Raw genomic sequence first — 17,498 nt, forward strand, 5'->3', positions numbered from 1 at the left:
CCCGTGACCCCCGGTGCGGCCGCGGAGCACCATGGCTCCATGAGCCTGTCCACGGACGTCCGCGCCGCTCACCCGCACCACCGTCACGGCTGGTGGTGGAAGACCCTCCTCGTCGGGTTCCTGCTCTGGGTGGTCACGATCGTCGTCACGATCACGACGCTGAACACGAACCTCGTCCCGACGATCATCCTGCTCGGTAGCTTCCTCGTGCCCTTCACGGTGGTGCTGTTCGTCATCGAGCGGGTGACCGGATCGGTGAGCACGATGCAGCTCATCGTCGCGTTCTTCGTCGGCGGGATCCTCGGCGTCCTCGGGGCGTCCCTGCTCGAGGCGAACCTGCAGCAGGACGCCCTGGTGTACATCGTCGTCGGGTTCGTCGAGGAGTTCGTCAAGGGCGTCCTGCTGCTGTTCGTCGGGTGGCGGGTCCGCCCGAAGACGGCTCGGCAGGGAGCACTCCTCGGGGCGACGGTCGGAGCCGGGTTCGCCGCGTTCGAGTCGGCGGGGTACGCGTTCAACGCGGCGATCACCGCGCGGGGCATCGACCTGGTGTCCCTGCTGCAGACCGAGGTCGTCCGTGCGGTGCTGTCCCCGGTCGGGCACGTGCTGTGGACGTCGATCCTCGGCGCCGTCCTGTTCGGGGCCGCCCGTGGTCGCGACCGGTTCCGGTGGTCGTGGGCCCCGGTCGTCGCCTACGTGGGGGTCTCCCTGCTGCACGGGCTGTGGGACTCGAACTCGACGATCTCGACCCTGCTGGCGTTCGTCGTGACGGGGACGCCGTTCTCGGCGGCGCGGAACGGGGTCGTCCCGGCGTCGATCGCCGGCGTCGCGACGACCCTGTACGTGATCGGGCTCGCGATCGTGTCGGCCGTGGGGGTCGTGGTCCTCGTCAGCGTGCTGCGCCGGCACCGACGGCTCGACCGGAGCGCGAACGCGCTCGCCGGCTGGCCGGCTGCCTCGTCGTCGTCGCCGGTCGGCGACGGGTGGGACGGCACGCCCCCGCCACACGTCCTGCGCTGACGAGCCCCCGGCCACCCGCCGGACACGGGCGCGCCACCCGCTCGCCCTACGATTGGGGCATGCCGCCAGGAGCCGACCCCGAGACCCGCGCCTGGGCCTCGGCGGCCGTCCGGCGCTTCGCGAGCGCGACGAACCTCCTCGTCGCCGCGCGCCGCTTCCGCATCGTCGGCGGCGACCCCCGCGACACCGCGGCGCTGCGCTCCCTGCTGACGGGGCTCGGCGCCCGCGAGGCGCTGCCCCACGAACCCGTCGACCAGCTCTGGTGCGCCGGCTCACCGGAGGACTCCACGCCGGTCATCGAGCGCGAAGCCGACCGTCCCCGGGGTGCGACCCTCGTCGTGGTCGACGCCGGACGACACCTCCCCGCCGTCGACGAGGACGCCTTCGGCCCGGTCGCGATCGCCCGTCCCGGGGTCCTCGGGGTGCCGATGACCTCGGACGACGTCTTCCTCGTCTCCACCGGCCGCGACCCCGAGGACGACCCCGCCGCCGAGGCCCGCCTGCGCTGGGCCCGCCGGTCGATGCCCGTGTCGCGAGCGGTCGCCGCCGAGCTCCGCGACGGGGGACTCCTCCGTGGCACCCGGATCGGCGTCGCGATGTTCCTCGAGCCGAAGACCGCCGTGCTGAGCCTGCTCCTCCGGGACGCCGGCGCCGAGGTCGTCGTCTACGCCCACGCCGACGAGACCGACGACGCCGTGGCCGACACGCTCCGGGCAGCCGGGCTGACCGTGTACGCGAGCAGTGCCGCCTCGCTCCCCGAGCAGCGGGCCCTCGCCCTCGCGATGCTCGACACCCGGCCGGACATCCTGCTCGACGACGGCTCGCACGTGATCCGTCTCGCGCACCAGGAGCGCCCGGACCTGGTGCCCACGATGCTCGGCGCAGCAGAGGAGACGACGAGCGGCCTCCGCCCGCTCCGCACCATGGCGGCGCGAGGCGAGCTCGGCATCCCCGTCGTCGCGGTGAACGACGCCCGCACCAAGACCTTCTTCGACAACCGGTACGGCACCGGGCAGTCGACGGTGTTCGCGGTGCTCGACCTGCTCGACCGGCTCCCGTCCGGTACGCACCGCGTGGTCCCGGGAGGCACGGCGGTCGTCGCCGGGTTCGGCCACGTCGGCGAGGGGGTCGCCCTGGTGCTCACGGCACTCGGTCTGCGGGTGACGGTCGCCGAGACGGACCCGGTCCGCGCCCTGCAGGCGCTCTTCGCCGGCTACGCCGTCGCACCCCTGGCCGAGGCGGTGCAGGACGCCGACCTCGTGATGAGCGCCACGGGGGTCGCCGACACGGTCGACCTCCGCACGCTGCGGTCGTGCGCGGACGGCACGGTCGTCGCGGTCGCGGGCGGCGTCGACCACGAGGTGGCGCTCGACGACGCCCGAGCAGCCGGCGCCGAGCGGGTCCCGGTGGGTCCGAAGGCCGAGCGACTCGTGTTCCCCGGTGCGGACTGCGGCCCGATCGTGCTCGACGGCGGCGGCTGCATCAACATCACCGCTGCCGAGGGCAACCCGATCGAGATCATGGACCTGTCCTTCGCCGCACAGCTCGGCGCCGTCCGGATGCTCCTCGAACGGGGCGACGAACTCGACCGTGCCGTCGTGCCGATCGACCCCGCGGTGGACGAGGCGACCGCCCGCGCGGCGCTCGCCGCCTTCGGAGCGCCAGCCGCGCCTCCTGGACCGCTCGCCGAGCACCCCGCCGACCGTGAGCCCGACGTCCGGACCCGCCGTTTCGGAGACCCGTCGTGACCGCCGGGCACCCCGTCACCGTCCACTCGGCGCGCATCGTCGTGCCGATGACGGCGCCGCCCATCGCCGACGGCGCCGTCGCGGTGCAGGACGGCCGCATCCTGCACGTCGGCGACCGGTCGTGGGTCGTCGACCAGCTCGCCGGCTCGGGCGTGCCCTTCACCGAACGGCCGTGGCGAGGTGCCCTCCTCCCCGGTCTCGTGAACGCGCACTCGCACCTGCAGTACACCGGCATGGCCAGTGTCGGACAGCGGCAGTACAGCGGTTTCGAGGACTGGGCCCGCGCGTTCAACGAGGACTACGCCGAGCCGCACGACTGGCACGCCGAGGCGGCAGCCGGCGCGACGTCGTCGATCCTCGCCGGTGTGACGAGCATCGCCGACGTCGTCACGGACATCGAGGCGTCGACCGTGCTCGCCGAAGCGGGCCTCGGCGGCATCGCCTACTGGGAGGTCATGGACTGGGAGAACGCGGCCTGGCAGTCCCACGGCCGCGACCAAGTGCTCGCCGAACTCGAGCGGATCCCGACGGACCCGGGCGCCGGGCTCTCCCCGCACGCGCCGTACTCGCTCGACGTCGCCCCACTGCTCGAACTCCCCGACATCGTGCGCCAGCGCGGTCTCCGGCTGCACCTGCACCTCGGCGAGGCCGCGTTCGAGGGCGAGCGCGTCGCCCTCGGGCCGGTGCCCGGGCTCGAGGGCGTCGACGGCGTCGGCCACGGCAACGACTGGCACCTGGCGAACGTGCCGTCGTTCCGGGCCATGCGCGCGCTCGGCTTCGGTGCGAGCGCGACCGCGTTCGTCGACCGGCTGGGCGTGCTCGGCCCCGACTGCCACATCGCGCACGGTGTGTACATGACCGCCGCCGACCGGGCACTGCTGCGCGCACGGGGGACCGCCGTCGCGCTCTGCCCTCGCTCGAACGCCGTCATCGGGCTCGATCCGCCACCCGTCGCCGACTACCTGCGCGAGGGCAGCCCGATCGCGATCGGCACGGACTCGCTGTCGTCGTCGCCGTCCCTCGACCTGATGGCCGACGTCACCGCGCTGCACCGGATCGCCCGGTCGCAGGGCTACGGGCACCGCGACCTGCACGAACGACTGCTCGCCGCGGCGACCCTCGGCGGCGCGCACGCCATGGGGCTCGCCGTCGGGCCGGACCGGATCGGGCACCTCGCCGTCGGGGCACGTGCCGACCTGGCCGTCTTCGACGTCGACGCCCGGACCGTGCCGGACGCCCTCGCCGAACTCGTCGAGGATGGAGCCGGCCGTGCCGTCGCGACCGTGGTCCGCGGTGTCGTCCGGGCCGTCGACGGTGCGCTGACCGGCCCGCCCGCCCCACCTGATCGTTCCTTGGAGGAATCATGACCGAGACCGCACCCCGCCCGGGCATGGCCGCCCGTCGCACCGTCGACGGAACCCTGATCGAGTGGCTCGACGTGCCGAAGCGCGCCGTCGCCCTCGGCATGGAGCCGCACCCCGAGGGCGGCTGGTACGTCCGCACCTGGACCTCGCCCGCGACCGTGTCGACGCCGGCGGGCGACCGGCCCGCCGCGACCCTGATCCACTTCCTGCTGCCCCCGGGCGAGGCCTCGGCCTGGCACCGGGTCACGAGCGACGAGATATGGATGTGGCACGGGCCGGACAGCGTCGACCTGCAGCTCGGTGGCGACGGCGACCAGCCCGAGCCCGGGGCGACGATCACGCTCGGCCCGGACGCCGGGCGCGACCGGGTGAACGACGCGCAGGCGTTCGTGCGCGGCGGGGTGTGGCAGCGGACCCTGCCGGGCGACGGCGAGGTGCTGCTGAGCTGCCTGGTGTCGCCCGGGTTCTCGTTCGACGACTTCGCGCTCGCCGAGTAGTCGCGAGACATCTGTTTCGCGTTGGTATCCCAACGCGAAGTACACTTCGTCCTGCCCCCACCCCCTCGCACGAAGGCCCGACCGTGACCCGATCCCTCCGTCTCACCATCGCCGTCGCGACCGCTGCGGTCGCCGCACTCGCGCTCTCGTCCTGCTCGGCGGGCGGCAGCGGCAACGCCGACGGCACCGTCACCGACGGCAAGCTCACGATCGCGACCGGGCAGCCCGCGTACTCGCCGTGGGTCGAGGACAACAAGCCGCAGTCCGGCAAGGGCTTCGAGGCCGCCGTGGCCTACGCCGTCGCGAAGGAGATGGGCTACGACGAGTCCGACGTCGTGTGGAAGCGGAGCACCTTCGACAGCGCCATCGCTCCCGGCCCGAAGGACTGGGACCTGAACGTCCAGCAGTTCTCCATCGACGCCAAGCGCAAGAAGGCCGTCGACATGTCGAGCGCGTACTACACGACGACCCAGGCGGTCGTGACGACGCAGTCCTCGAAGGCCGCCGACGACACCACCATCGCGGCGCTGAAGCAGGACGCGATCGGTGTCGCGACCGGGTCGACGAGCATCCAGAGCGTGAAGGACGTCCTCGGGGTCACCCCGCAGGTCTTCAACTCGAACGACGACGCCGTCCTCGCGCTCAAGTCGGGCCAGATCGACGCGATCGTGACCGACCTGCCGACCGCCTTCTACATGTCCGGCGCGCAGCTCGACGGCAAGGGCACGGTCTCGGCGCAGTTCCCGTCCGACGGCACGGGTGACCAGTTCGGCTTCGTGCTGCCGAAGGACTCCGAACTGACGAGCAAGGTCGACAAGGCACTCAAGTCGCTCAAGGCCGACGGCACGCTCCAGGACCTGCAGACCAAGTGGCTCTCCTCGGAGACCGACACCCCCGTCCTGAAGTAGCCGCATGACCGTTCCAGCAGGCGCCGGCACCCCGGTGGCCGCAGCCGCGCCGAGCCAGGTCGAGCTGGAGCGTCGGCTCTACCGTCGGCAGCGCGGACGCCGGTCGATCGTGGTGTCCGTCGCGTCGACGCTCGTCGTGATCGCCGTCGTCTACTTCGGCGTCGTGAACACCCCCGGGTGGGCCGCGGTCCAGCAGTCGTTCTTCGATCCGCAGACCGCGATCGACTCGTTCCCGTCGATCCTCGAGGGCCTCTGGCTGAACATCCGGATCCTGTTCTTCAGCGCCATCGGCGTCGCGGTGTTCGGCACCCTGCTGGCGGTCGTCCGGGGCCTGCGGAGCCCGGTGTTCTTCCCCCTGCGGATGCTCGCCACCGGCTACACCGACCTGTTCCGCGGCCTGCCCCTCATCATCGTGCTGTACCTGGTGGGCTACGGGATCCCCGGCCTCGGGGTCTTCCCGCGCCTCCCCGCCGAGGTCTGGGGCACCATCGCGATCGTCCTGACCTACTCGTCGTACATCGCCGAGGTGCTCCGCGCCGGCATGGAGGCCGTGCACCCCTCGCAGCGCCTCGCCGCCCGGTCGCTCGGGCTGTCGCACGCGAAGACCCTGCGCCTCGTCGTGCTGCCGCAGGCGATCCGCAAGGTCACGCCCGCGCTCATGAACGACTTCGTGTCGATGCAGAAGGACGTCGGTCTCGTGTCGATCCTCGGCGCGGTGGACGCGGTCCGTTCCGCGCAGATCGCCCAGGCCGAGACCTACAACTTCACGCCCTACTTCGTCGCCGGACTGCTCTTCGTCGTGATCAGCCTGCCGCTGATCCGCGTCACGGACGCGATCGCGCGTCGCCAGCAGCGGCGCGAGCAGATCGGAGGGACCGTATGACGGGCCAGGAGGCGCGGATCACCCCCGACACGTCGGCCGCCGTCCTCGAGCTGCGCGGGTTGCGCAAGGCATTCGGCGAGCACGAGGTCCTGCGCGGGATCGACCTGACGGTGCACCGACACGAGGTCATCTGCGTCATCGGGGCCTCGGGCTCCGGCAAGTCGACGCTCCTCAAGACGGTGAACCTGCTCGAGGGCATCGACGACGGCGAGATCCTGCTGCAGGGCACGGACATCGCCGATCCCCGCATCGACGTCGACGCCACCCGGGCCCGGATCGGCGTCGTGTTCCAGCAGTTCAACCTGTTCCCGCACATGAGCGTGCTCGACAACGTGACCCTCGCCTCCCGGCAGGTGCACGGCGTCGGCAGGGCGCAGGCAGAGGAGACCGCCCGGCGGCTCCTCGGGCGGATCGGCCTCGCCGACTTCGCCGGGGCCTACCCGGACCGGCTCTCCGGCGGGCAGCAGCAGCGCGTGGCGATCGTGCGCGCGATCGCGTCCGACCCCGAGCTCCTGCTGCTCGACGAGGTCACGAGCGCCCTCGACCCGCAGCTCGTCGGCGAGGTGCTCGACCTGGTGACCGAGCTGAAGCGGCAGGGCTCGACGATCCTGATGACCACGCACGAGATGCACTTCGCGCGGAACGTGGCCGACCGGATCGTGTTCCTGCACCAGGGCGAGGTCGTCGAGCAGGGTGCCCCGGCCGAGGTCCTCGACGCCCCCCAGCACCCCGCGCTCGTCGAGTTCCTCGCCCGCGTCCACGCCTGACGCACCCGCCCGGGTGCTGCGCGCCTAGGGCGTCAGCAGCACCTTCCCGACGACCTCACCGTCCCGGACCCGCCGGTGCGCCTCGGCGGCCTCGGCGAGCGGCAGGACCGAGTCGATGACCGGGCGCACCCGACCGTCCGCCACGAACGGCCAGACGTTGTACCGGACGGCCTCGACGATCGCGGCCTTCTCGTCGAGCGGCCGGGCACGCAGGGTCGTCGCACTGATCGTCGCCCGCTTCCGCATCATCGCGCCGAGGTCGAGCTCGCCGGTGCGGCCGCTGCCCGAGGCGATCACGGCGACGTGCCCGTTCGGCGCGAGGACCTCGATGTTCCGCGCCAGGTAGTCCGGCCCGACCACGTCGAGCACCACGTCCACGCCACGGCCCCCGGTGAACTCGAGCGCCCGTGCGACGAAGTCCTCCGAGCGGTGGTCGACGACGAGGTCCGCGCCGAGCTCCCGGGAGGCCTGCACCTTCCGCTCACCCCCGGACGTCGCGATCACGGTCGCTCCGAGCGCCTTCGCCCAGAGCACCGCGTGCGACCCCATGCCGCCGGTGCCGCCGTGCACGAGCAGGGTGTGTCCGGGGCGGAGCCCGGCGAGCATGCCGACGTTCGAGTACACCGTGCACGCGGCTTCCGGCAGCCCCGCGGCCTCGACGAGGTCGATCCCCTCCGGCACCGGCAGCACCTGGGTCTCCGGGGCGACGACCAGTGCCGCGTAGCCGCCGCCGGACAGCAGCGCGCAGACCCGGTCTCCGACGGCGAACCCCTCGACGCCGTCGCCGAGTGCGCGGACGGTGCCGGAGACCTCGAGGCCGAGGACGTCCGACGCCCCGGGAGGCGGCGGGTAGTTGCCGGCCGCCTGCTGCAGGTCGGCGTTGTTCACCCCGGCGGCCGCGACCTCGATGAGGACCTCGCCGGCTCCGGGGACCGGGTCGGGGAGGTCGTGCAGGTCGAGGGTGCCGTTCTCGGAGGTGATCGCTCGCATGCCCCCGACGCTACGCGTCACGAACACGGCGAGGAATCTCTCGCATGTGATATTCTTATTTCAACTCGGGTGGAAGAGAGAGCACATGACGAAACCGATCAACGCCTTCTGGTGGTCTCCCCGTCGGGATCTCCGCGCACTGGCGCACGAACTCCGTGACCACGCCCCCGCGTGGTCCAGGCTCGCACTCGGGCGTGGACGAGCGTTCACGAACCACGGGGACGAGCTCTCGGAGCTCGTTCTCACGGAGGCCCTCGGTCGGCGCGTCCGGTGGGCGCCCCTCGGCCGTGAAGACATCGTCGCCATCGGCAGCGCGATCGTGCCGTACCTCACGCGCGGTGGCGTCGGCCAGATCTGGGGGACCGGCCTGCACACGCCGGACGTCCCGGCGGACCGTGCGGCTGCGGTCCGCGACCGCGTCCTCGCGATCCGTGGACCGCTCGCGCGGGCGGCGCTCGGCCTGCCGGAGTCCACCCAGATCGGCGACCCGGGACTCCTCGTCCGGTCGCTCCGTCCGGGCCTGCCCCGGGAACGCCGTCGCGGCACAGTGCTCGTCTCGCACTTCACGTCCCACATGACCGCGGTCGAGCGGCGGACGATCTCCGCGATCTGCTCGACCGGGGTGCGCCTCCTCTCGCCGACCCTGACGCCCGCCGACATGCTGGCCGAGCTCGGTGCGGCGGAGCACGTGATGAGCGCTGGCATGCACGGCGTGATCCTCGCGCACGCGCTGCGGACGCCCGCGACCCTCGTCTCGCTGAAGTCTCCCGCCGCCACCGAAGCGGCCTTCAAGTACCGCGACTACCACCAGTCCGTCGGCCTCGACGTCCACCCGACCCCGTGGACGAGCGTCCTGGGCGCCGACGGGCGTCACGCTGCGAGGGAACGTGGCGAACGAGACCTCGCGATCGCCGACGCCCGGATCGACGAACTCGTCGAGGGGCTCTTCCGTTCGGCCGCGCCGCTCCGCAGCGGGCACTGAGTGACTGCACCGGGAACGCGGTCGACCTGTGGATCTCCCATGTAGCCTCGACGCGGATCCGCACCCCGTCCCGGGGTCGCGGGCACGACTCCGGGGGGACCCACCACCATGCGCACCAAGCTCGTCTCGCTCACCACGGCCGCCATCGCCGTCGCACTCCTCGCCGGCTGCTCCGCCGGCGGCTCCGGCTCGGACGCCACGACGGCCGCCAAGTCGACGCCGACCCCGACGCAGACCAAGGCCGAGGCCTGCAAGCTGTTCACGAACGAGGTCACCGACGCCACGAAGGGCATGCAGATGCAGCTCACCGAGCTGCAGAGCGACCCGCAGGCCGCGATGGCGAAGCTCGACGAGTTCGACGCCACGCTCGAGGACAGCGCCGACAAGGTGACCAACACCGAGGTGAAGCCGAAGACCGACGCGTTCGCGGGCGCCTTCTCGGACTTCGTGGGCATGACGAAGGACCTCGCGGCCTCGAAGGACCCGTCGGCGCTGTCCAGCTCCGGCTTCACCGAGGGGCTCCAGAAGCTGGAGACGACGGGCAAGGACTTCCAGGAGGTCTGCCAGTCCTGACGCGCGCCGACGCGTGATCGCGACCCGCGCCTCCAGGGCAGTCCAGGAGGCGCGGGTCGCGTCGTCTACGCAGCCGCCGGCTGCGACGCGTCCAGTCGGGCCACGTCCTCGGGACGGAGCTTGACGGTCGCGGCCGTCACCGAGTCGAGGATCGACTGCGGGCGCGACGCCCCGGGGATGGGGACGACGACGTCGCTCTTCTGCAGCTCCCACGCCAGCGCGACGACCTGCGGGCTGACGCCGCGGTCGCGGGCGATGTACGCGAAGTCCTCGTAGGCGGTGCCGAGCTCCGCGGCGTTCGCGATGCCGCCGAGGGGGCTCCACGGCAGGAACGCGATCCCGAGCTCGTCGCACAGTGCGAGTTCCGGTTCGCTCGAGCGGAACTTCGGCGAGAACTGGTTCTGCACCGAGGCGAGTCGGCCGTCGAGGACCTCGTTCGCCGTGCGGATCTGGTCGGGGTCGGCGTTCGAGATGCCGGCCATCCGGATGACGCCCTCGTCGAGGAGCTCGGCGAGCGCACCGATCGAGTCCGCGTAGGGCACCGCCGGGTCCGGACGGTGGAACTGGTAGAGCCCGACGGCGTCCACTCCGAGGCGCTTCGCGGACGCCTTCGCCGCTTCCTTGAGGTACTCCGGACGGCCGTTCTGCGCCCACGGGCCGGGCTCGGGCCGGAGGTGCCCGCCCTTCGTGGCGATGAGGACGTCCGAGGTGTCGCCGTGGAACTCCCGCACGGCCTTCGCGATGAGCGACTCGTTGTGCCCCACCTCGTCGTGGGCGGCCAGGTGGTACGCGTCGGCGGTGTCGATGAGCGTGACGCCGGCCTCGAGCGCGGCGTGGATCGTCGCGATGGACTGCCGCTCGTCCGGACGCCCCTCGATGGACATGGGCATCCCGCCGAGTCCGATGGCACTGACCGACACGTCTCCGATGACTCGTTGCTTCATGCCCCCAGCATGCGCCGGGAGGGACGGGTCGTGTCCAGGGTCAGCGCCGTGCCCATGCGGGGGCGTGCTCGGGGAGCGGTCCGAAGGCGATCCCGCGCGCGTAGAGGCCGCGGACGGGCGGCACGTACCGGGCGAGCAGGACGGGGAGCCGCGGCGGGCCGGCCTGCAGGGCCCCGGCGAAGGCCCGCTCGAACACCACGCGGTGCAGGAACGCCTGGGCGGTCTGCACGACCACGGCCGGCGGGGTGCGCCGCCGCTGCACCGCGGCGAGGGCACGGTCGAGGTCCGCGCCGCGGAGCCCCCGTCCGAGCGCCGGCGCCAGGATCGCAGCCGTCGCGACCGCGTCCTGCACCGCCAGGTTGATGCCGACGCCGCCCGCCGGGGACATGGCGTGCGCCGCGTCGCCGATGCAGAGCAGCCCCGGACGCCACCATCGGGTGAGCCGGTCCATCCGGACGTCGAGCACGTGCACGTCGTCCATCGACGCGATCGTGTCCACGCGGCCCGCGAAGTCCGGTCGGAGCCGCGCGACCCGGGCCCGGAAGGCCTCCACCCCGGCGGCGCGGAGGGCCGCGTCCGACCCCTTCGGCGCGAAGTACGCGACCTGGTGGTAGTCGGGCCGCGGGAAGCTGAGCAGGACGTCGGTGCCGGAGAACGCCGGGACGAGCGCGGTCGTCGCGTCGCCGGGCTCGCGGGGGAGCCGGAACCACCACGTGTCGAACGGCACCGGGAACGACCGCGGGTGCAGGCCGGCGGCGCTGCGCAGCACCGAGTCACGGCCGTCGCAGGCGATGACGACGTCGGCGCGGAGTTCCTCGGTCACGCCGTCCGGATCGCGGTACGGCGCCAGGTGCACGCCCGTCACGACGCCGTTCTCCTCGATCGTGCCGGTGGCCGCGAGACCCATCGTGATCTCGAACGAGGGCTCCTCGCGGGCGGCGGTGACGAGCAGGTCGAGCAGGTCCCACTGCGGCACCATCGCCACGTGGTCGTACGGCGGGCGCAGGCGCGAGAAGTCGCCGAGGAGCGCACGCGAGCCGTCCGGCAGCGGCAGGGAGAAGTCGTCGAGGCGCGACTGCGGCAGGGCGGCGAACCGCTCCCCGAGCCCGAGCTCGTCGAGCAGCCGGATCGTCGAGGCGTGGACGGTGTCACCGCGGAAGTCCCGGTTGAAGTCGTCGTGCTTCTCGACGACCCGGACCGCGATGCCGGCACGGGCGAGGAGCAGGCCGAGGACGACCCCGGCGGGGCCGCCACCGACCACCGCGACCGTCGTCCGCGAGACCGTCACCATGCCCCGGACGCTACCCCGGTCCGGGTCGCAGGCGTCAGGCGGTGGGGGAGACCGACGAGGACGCCGAGCCGCCGTCCGCCGCCCCCGCGAAGACGACGCCGCCCCACGTGATGACCACGATCGCGAGCACGAAGCCGATCGCGGCGATCCACCACGACGTCCGACGGCGGATCCACGCGCCGATCGACAGGACGATCGTGGCGACGCCGATCACGAACGCACCGCCGACGGCGATCGCGGTCCCACCGATGTAGCCACCCGGCGTGCAGCCGGTGGCGGCGTCGCACGTGGCCGTCGCCGAGATGACGGCGATGATCCCGACGACCGCGGTGACGACCGTCATGACGGCGCCGAACGCCAGGAGCAGCACGGTCGAGATCCGGTCGGCGAGCTTCCCCGGCGGGAACAGCGTCGAGCCGCCCTGCTCCCACGTGGCCCGCTGGGCACCGGTGGGGTCGGAGGGTGAGGACTGCGGCGGACCGCCGGGCACGTTGGACCAGGTCATGGGTGCAGTCCTACCGCGCCTCGACGCCGAACGCCTGTGCGAGGCGCTGGATCTTCTGCGCGCGACCGAGTCGGGGCAGGTCGGAGCCGTCGCGGATGACCCGGCCGCGGGCCTCGAAGTCGTCGAGGAAGTCCTGCGCCCAGGCGACGTCGGTCGGCGTGGGGGAGATGACCTCGTTGATGACGGGCAGCTGCTCGGTGTCGAGGCACAGCTTGCCGGTGAGCCCGAGCGAGACCGCGACCTGCGACTGCTCGCGGAGGATCGGGTGCGACGACCCCACCGTCGGGCCGTCGATCGGGCCGGGCAGGTCGCCCACGCGGGACGCCACGACGAGCTTCGACCGCGGGTACGCCATCGCGAGCGTGTCCGCGCTCGTCCCGGTGTCCCGCCGGTAGTCGCCCGAGCCGAACGCCAGCCGGAACGCCCCCTGGGCCTTCGCGATCGAGACCGACTCCTCGATGCCCAGGGCCGACTCGACCAGGGCGATCACCGGGGTCTGGCCGCCGAGCCGGTGCCAGGTGTCGGTGACCTGCGCCGGGGACTCGGTCTTCGCGAGCATGACCCCCTGCAGCCCGGGCAGTCCGCGGAGCTCCTCGACGTCGTCCGCCCAGAAGTCCGTCGTCACGTCGTTGATCCGCACCCAGGCCTCGCCGCCGCCGGCCAGCCACGCGGCGACGCCCTGGCGGGCCGACGGCTTGGCGGCGGGGTCCACCGCGTCCTCGATGTCCAGGATGATCTGGTCGGCACGGGACCGCTGCGACTTCTCGAACCGGTCGGTCGCGGTCCCGGAGACGAGGAGCCACGAACGGGAGATCTCGGCGGGGACCGATCGACGTCGGTTCGGTGCGGGAGCGGACTCCGGCGCGGGGGTGGGGGGAGCGGTGCGGTCGTCGATGGCCATGCCCCGTTGGTACCACACCGGCGCGCCCGGTCGCGCATCGGCGGGGGCCGGAAAGTCCGAAACCTCGGTTCATTGCCAGAGTGCCAGCCCGCTTCCGCCTACAGTGTCGGATGTGTGGCGAGCGGACAGGGTGACCGACGGCGAGGACGACGTGAACGACGACGTCCCCGTCGAGGGCGCCGACGCGCCCGCGGACGGGCGTGACGGACAGCAGGACGGGCGCGACGGACAGCAGGACGGGCGCGACGGACAGCAGGGGGAGCAGGACCGACGGGGGCAGCAGGAAGAGACCGCCGTGACGGACGAACCCGACCGCACCCTGCGCCCGGAACTGCAGCTCACGAGTCCGCAGGCGATCAGCCTGGGTGATCCGCGCCTCCAGGCCGGCAACGCCGCCGAACCCGCCTGGGACGTCTGGCGCAAGCAGCTGACCGGCGTCGGCGGCACCAGCCCCCTCACGCACTTCGCCGACCACCCCCGGGCCCGCATCGAGCTCTCGACGACGCACCCGGGCGGCCTCGCGCAGTTCATCACCGGCAAGACGACCCTGCTGTCGAGCCTGATCCGTGACGAGGTGGCACTCCGGGCCGCCCGCATCGCCGCCGGTCACGTCGAGGCCAAGGGCACCGAGCTGTCCACCGTGCGCGGCATCGACGCCGTGAAGCTCGGCATCGGCATGGCCGACTGGCAGCACGGCGACGAGCAGTTCCGCGGCCCGGTGCTGCTGCGCCCGCTCGCGATCCGTCGGCACGGCCGCGACTTCGAGGTCCGCCTGCTCGGCGAGCCCGTCCTCAACCCCGGCCTCGCCGACGCGCTGCACGAGCAGTTCGGGGTCATCCTCGACGCCCAGTCCTTCGTGGCGCTCGCGCAGCAGGACGGCTCCTTCACGCCGAACCCGGTGATTGACCGGCTCCGCGGGCTCACCGCGCACATCCCGGGCTTCTCGGTGCACGCACGCCTGGTCGTGTCCACCTTCGCCGAGGTCGCGACCGGGATGGTCGAGGACACCGAGGACCTGTCCCACCCCGTGCTCGACGCCCTCGCCGGCAACCCGAGCGCCAAGTGGCAGGTCGAGCAGTCGTACCACCCGGTCGAGCAGACCCCGTCGGACGAGCGGAGCCCGGAGACCGACACGCTCCTGCTCGACGCCGACGACGAGCAGGAGAACGTGATCGCACAGATCACGGCCGGCAACTCGATCGTGGTGAAGACCCTCCCGGGCACGGGTGGCACGCAGACGATCGTGAACGCGCTCGGCGGCCTCGTCGCGGCGAACAAGCGCGTCCTCGTCGTGAGTCCGCGCCGTGCGACCCTGCGCGGCATCGCGGCGCGGTTCTCCGAGGTGCAGCTCCCCGGCGTCGCCGTCACCCCGGGCACCCTCCGTCGTGACGTCGTCCGTGCGATCGCCCGCAACGAGAAGGCCTCGCGTCCGAACCTGCGCGAGGTCGACGACGCCCTGGTCCGGCTCCGCAAGGTCCTCAAGGACTACCGCGGCTCGCTGACGCGCGTCGACCCCGACTTCCGCGTCTCGGTGCTCGACTGCCTCGTCGAGCTGTCGCGCCTGTCGCTGCTGCCCGTCCCGCCGTCGACCACCGCGCGCCTGTCGAAGACCTCGGTGACGAGCATGGTCGAGGGGCGCTCCCGCGTCGCCGAGACGATGGTCAGCGCCGCGAACCTCGGCGAGTTCCGCTACGGCCCGGACGACTCGCCCTGGTACGGCGCGAAGTTCTCCTCGAGCGACGGTGCCCAGCGCGCCCACCGGATCGCGAAGGACCTCGACGCCGACGGCCTGCCGACCCTGCTCCGTCGGGCCCACGACCTCGTCGCCACGACGCACATGCGGCAGTTCACGACGATCAACGAGCTCGGCATCTACCTGCGCCTGCTCACCGAGATCCGCGACACCCTCGACCGCTTCCTGCCCGTCGTCTTCGACCGCTCGGTCTCCGAGCTCGTGGCCGCCACCGCCCCGCGCGGCGAGGGTGCGCCGATGTCGAGCACGAACCGGCGCCGGCTGAAGAAGCTCGCCCGCGAGTACGTCCGCCCCGGTGTGCACGTGTCCGACCTGCACGAGGCGTTGACCCGCGTCCAGCAGCAGCGCGTCCTCTGGCAGCGCTACGTCGCCGCCGGCGTGAACCCCGAGGTGCCCACCGGCATCGCGGACGTCCAGGTCCTGTTCTCGAACGTCGTCGAGGACCTCGCGCGCCTCGACGAGCCGCTGGGTCGCACCGCCCGCGAGACCCAGCTGGCGAACGTGCCGATCGACGAGCTCGTCCCGACGATCGCCCGCCTCGCCGAGGAGTCCGACGTCCTGCACAACCTGCAGGAGCGCACCGAGCTCATGCAGACCCTGCGCGACCTGCAGCTCGAACCGCTCATCACGGACCTGGCGAACCGCCACGTGCCGGACACCCACGTCCCCGCCGAGCTCGAGCTCGCGTGGTGGCAGTCTGCCCTCGAGACGATGCTCGAGTCCGACCGGGCCCTGCTCGGCGCGAACACCGACATGCTCGACCGGGTCGAGGCCGACTTCCGGCTCGTCGACGACGCGCACGCGGCCGGGGTCTCCCAGGGCCTGGCGTGGCAGCTGGCCGAGAACTGGAAGGTCGGACTCGTCGACTGGCCGGACGAGGCCACCGCGCTGAAGACCCAGCTGCGGGACGGCGCGATCACCTCGCGTCTGCTGCAGGACTCCGCGCCGCACCTGTCCCGGTCGATCGCGCCGGTGTGGCTCGCGTCGCCGTACGAGGTGTCGCAGATCGCCGACACGATGCCCTTCGACACCGTGATCCTCGTCGACGCGGGCGCCGTCACCATCGCCGAGACCGTCGGGGCCGTCCGCCGCGCCCGCCAGACCGTCGTGTTCGGCGACCCGGTCACGCAGACCCCGTCGCCGTTCCGGATCGCGGTCGACCCGGCGCACCGTGCGCTGCAGGTCGACGAGGGCACGCTCGACGCCTTCCACGCCGACTCCGCGCTCGCGAAGCTGTCCACGCTGCTGCCGACCCTGTCGCTCACCCGCTCGTACCGCGCCGGCGGCGAGGACCTCGCCGAGCTCGTCAACCGTCGCTTCTACGGCGGACGCATCGAGTCGCTGCCCTGGGCCGGCTCGTTCCTCGGGCACGGGTCGATCGCGCTCGACTACGTCAGCGACGGCAAGGCCGTGCCGGACCCCGAGTCGGGGGCGGTCGAGAGCGTCGACGCCGAGGTGGACCGCGTCGTCCGGCTCGTCATGGACCACGCCCGCACCCGTCCGACCGAGTCGCTCATGGTCATCACCGCCTCGGCGAAGCACGCCGTCCGCGTCGAGCAGGCCGTGCTCACCGCGGCCCAGGGGCACAAGGACCTCACCGAGTTCGTCATCGGCGACCGGGCCGAGCCGTTCATCGTCGCGACGCTCGAGCAGTCCGTCGCCCAGAGCCGCGACCGCGTCGTGTTCTCGATCGGCTACGGCCGCACCCCGCACGGCCGTGTCCTGCGCGACTTCGGTCCGCTCGGTAAGCCCGGTGGGGAGCGCCTGCTCGCCGTCGCGATGACCCGGGCACGTCGCTCGATGGTCATCGTCACCTGCTTCCAGCCGTCGGACATCGAGGCCGAGCGGATGGGCCACGGCACCGTCGCCCTCGCCGAGATCCTCGCCGAGGTCCGTGCGCGCACCACGGCCGAGTACGTCCCGGACGACTCCGACCCGCTGCTCGTCGACCTCGCCCGTCGCCTCGAGATGCGCGGCATCCCCGTCGCGTTGGGGCACCGCGGCAAGCTCGGCCTGGTCGCCGCGCACGGTGGGGTGTGCGTCACGATCGAGACCGACGCGACGCTCGTGAAGGGGTCGCTCCGCGAGTCGCTCCGGCTCCGACCCGAGGTGCTCCGCCGACTCGGGTGGCACTACGTGCGCGTGCACGCGTTCCAGCTCTTCTCGGACCCGGACCGCGTCGCGAACACCGTCGCCGCGGTGCTCGGTGTCGATCGCGGTGCCACGCAGGAGATCTCCATCCCCCCGATCCCCGCACGCCGATGACTCCTCGGCCGAGCCGACGGGCCTCCCGGCCGGCCGGTCCGGTGACGCCCGAGACGGACCAGCTGGTGGGCACGTGGACGCGGGCCGACGACGCGTCGTCAGCCGCCCCT

At 72.6% G+C, this 17,498-nt stretch carries 15 protein-coding genes; 10 read left to right on the top strand and 5 right to left on the bottom strand.

The genetic code is table 11. From position 1 onward, the window contains the following. The first annotated feature begins 39 nt into the window (after positions 1 to 39). From BJK06_RS10530 to BJK06_RS10560, 7 genes are all read left to right on the top strand, one after another. Positions 40 to 1,017, top strand: coding sequence for a PrsW family intramembrane metalloprotease (locus BJK06_RS10530; RefSeq protein ID WP_070417853.1), 978 nt, complete (start codon positions 40 to 42; stop codon positions 1,015 to 1,017). A gap of 59 nt (positions 1,018 to 1,076) precedes the next feature. After that, positions 1,077 to 2,765 (top strand): adenosylhomocysteinase, encoded by a 1,689-nt coding sequence (locus BJK06_RS10535; RefSeq protein WP_070417854.1) that lies wholly within the window; start codon positions 1,077 to 1,079, stop codon positions 2,763 to 2,765. Further along, complete coding sequence (locus BJK06_RS10540; protein WP_229085764.1) at positions 2,762 to 4,132, top strand: amidohydrolase family protein; 1,371 nt, start codon at positions 2,762 to 2,764, stop codon at positions 4,130 to 4,132. The genes BJK06_RS10535 and BJK06_RS10540 overlap by 4 nt, the downstream gene beginning before the upstream one ends. After that, positions 4,129 to 4,626 (top strand): cupin domain-containing protein, encoded by a 498-nt coding sequence (locus BJK06_RS10545; protein ID WP_258027617.1) that lies wholly within the window; start codon positions 4,129 to 4,131, stop codon positions 4,624 to 4,626. The genes BJK06_RS10540 and BJK06_RS10545 overlap by 4 nt, the downstream gene beginning before the upstream one ends. An 83-nt stretch (positions 4,627 to 4,709) precedes the next feature. Next, positions 4,710 to 5,534 carry an ABC transporter substrate-binding protein gene (locus BJK06_RS10550; RefSeq protein WP_070417855.1) on the top strand — a complete coding sequence of 275 codons (825 nt, stop codon included), beginning with the start codon at positions 4,710 to 4,712 and terminating at the stop codon, positions 5,532 to 5,534. Positions 5,535 to 5,538: 4 nt separating this feature from the next. Next, positions 5,539 to 6,417: an amino acid ABC transporter permease gene (locus BJK06_RS10555; protein WP_070417856.1), complete on the top strand. Its 879-nt coding sequence runs from the start codon at positions 5,539 to 5,541 to the stop codon at positions 6,415 to 6,417. Next, complete coding sequence (locus BJK06_RS10560; RefSeq protein ID WP_070417857.1) at positions 6,414 to 7,184, top strand: amino acid ABC transporter ATP-binding protein; 771 nt, start codon at positions 6,414 to 6,416, stop codon at positions 7,182 to 7,184. The genes BJK06_RS10555 and BJK06_RS10560 overlap by 4 nt, the downstream gene beginning before the upstream one ends. A 24-nt stretch (positions 7,185 to 7,208) precedes the next feature. Here BJK06_RS10560 and BJK06_RS10565 read toward each other — a convergent pair whose 3' ends face one another. Beyond that, positions 7,209 to 8,174, bottom strand: a complete 966-nt coding sequence (locus BJK06_RS10565; RefSeq protein ID WP_070417858.1) for an NAD(P)H-quinone oxidoreductase — start codon at positions 8,172 to 8,174, stop codon at positions 7,209 to 7,211. 85 nt (positions 8,175 to 8,259) lie between these two features. Here BJK06_RS10565 and BJK06_RS10570 point away from each other — a divergent pair, with 85 nt between their 5' ends. Beyond that, on the top strand, positions 8,260 to 9,156 hold the full coding sequence (locus BJK06_RS10570) for a hypothetical protein (protein WP_070417859.1): 897 nt from the start codon (positions 8,260 to 8,262) through the stop codon (positions 9,154 to 9,156). Between the two features lie 108 nt (positions 9,157 to 9,264). Continuing rightward, positions 9,265 to 9,729: a hypothetical protein gene (locus BJK06_RS10575; RefSeq protein ID WP_070417860.1), complete on the top strand. Its 465-nt coding sequence runs from the start codon at positions 9,265 to 9,267 to the stop codon at positions 9,727 to 9,729. A 65-nt stretch (positions 9,730 to 9,794) separates the two neighbouring features. Here the strand turns inward: BJK06_RS10575 and BJK06_RS10580 are convergent, their stop codons facing one another. From BJK06_RS10580 to BJK06_RS10595, 4 genes are read right to left on the bottom strand one after another with little or no spacing between them, the layout of a single operon-like run. Next, entirely contained in the window at positions 9,795 to 10,673 is an 879-nt protein-coding gene (locus tag BJK06_RS10580; protein ID WP_070417861.1) for an aldo/keto reductase, read from the bottom strand. 40 nt (positions 10,674 to 10,713) lie between these two features. After that, positions 10,714 to 11,964, bottom strand: a complete 1,251-nt coding sequence (locus tag BJK06_RS10585; protein ID WP_070417862.1) for an FAD-dependent oxidoreductase — start codon at positions 11,962 to 11,964, stop codon at positions 10,714 to 10,716. Positions 11,965 to 11,998: 34 nt separating this feature from the next. After that, positions 11,999 to 12,469 (bottom strand): DUF6264 family protein, encoded by a 471-nt coding sequence (locus BJK06_RS10590; protein ID WP_070417863.1) that lies wholly within the window; start codon positions 12,467 to 12,469, stop codon positions 11,999 to 12,001. A 10-nt stretch (positions 12,470 to 12,479) separates the two neighbouring features. Further along, positions 12,480 to 13,370 (bottom strand): CoA ester lyase, encoded by an 891-nt coding sequence (locus tag BJK06_RS10595; protein ID WP_229085773.1) that lies wholly within the window; start codon positions 13,368 to 13,370, stop codon positions 12,480 to 12,482. A gap of 130 nt (positions 13,371 to 13,500) precedes the next feature. Here BJK06_RS10595 and BJK06_RS10600 point away from each other — a divergent pair, with 130 nt between their 5' ends. Continuing rightward, positions 13,501 to 17,388 (top strand): ATP-binding protein, encoded by a 3,888-nt coding sequence (locus BJK06_RS10600; RefSeq protein WP_070417864.1) that lies wholly within the window; start codon positions 13,501 to 13,503, stop codon positions 17,386 to 17,388. Positions 17,389 to 17,498: the final 110 nt, after the last annotated feature.

Source organism: Curtobacterium sp. BH-2-1-1, assembly GCF_001806325.1.
Lineage (GTDB): Bacteria > Actinomycetota > Actinomycetes > Actinomycetales > Microbacteriaceae > Curtobacterium.